The sequence below is a fragment of the Bartonella sp. CL71SXKL genome (assembly GCF_042194935.1).
Classification (GTDB): Bacteria; Pseudomonadota; Alphaproteobacteria; order Rhizobiales; family Rhizobiaceae; genus Bartonella.
In genome coordinates this window covers 1-614 of record NZ_JBHINI010000135.1, presented here as the reverse complement: position 1 = coordinate 614, position 614 = coordinate 1, and the positions used below count along the sequence as shown (strand labels likewise).

At 37.6% G+C, this 614-nt stretch carries 1 protein-coding gene; it reads left to right on the top strand.

What is annotated here, in order from left to right:
* Positions 1 to 453, top strand: a 453-nt coding sequence (locus tag ACFILA_RS09920; protein WP_375661168.1) for a helix-turn-helix domain-containing protein, incomplete at its 5' end; no start/stop codon positions are given.
* Positions 454 to 614: the final 161 nt, after the last annotated feature.

Below are 614 nucleotides of genomic sequence, written 5' to 3'. Positions count from 1 at the left end.
AGAAATTTAGGCATTAAGAATTGTTATACGGTCTTAATGTGGGTAGCTAGATATCGAAAATATGGAATTAATGGGCTAAAAATCCGCAGTCCAAAATATGAATATGATGGCAATTTTAAGCTTAAGGTCTTAAACTGGAAAAAACAGAATCAGGCCTCTTACACTACTACCGCTTTAGAATTTGATATTAGTAATGTTGGAACGATAGCAAATTGGCAAAAGAAATTGAAATGTGGTGGTGTACAGGCCTTATTCACCAGAAGAGGACGGGCAAAACACGTGACAACTAATCATCATAATCAGCAAGCCAATCGGACATCACTCAGTGAATTAGAACGCCTGCGAGCAGAGAATCGGGCTTTAAGAGTAGAGAATGAATACTTAAAAAAACTCGATGCCTTAGTTCAGAAGCGCGGTCATCGCGAGAAGAATATCAAATCATCCAAGAACTAAGGCAGCAATTTGGATTTACTTTAAGGGAAATTCTTCCTTACAGTTCCATTAAACGTAGTACGTTTTATCATCAGCCCCAGAGAAGACATCGTAGATTAGTTTCCGATAGGAAACTAATTACGGAAATTAAAGCAATTAAACAGAAGCATCGCGATTATGGT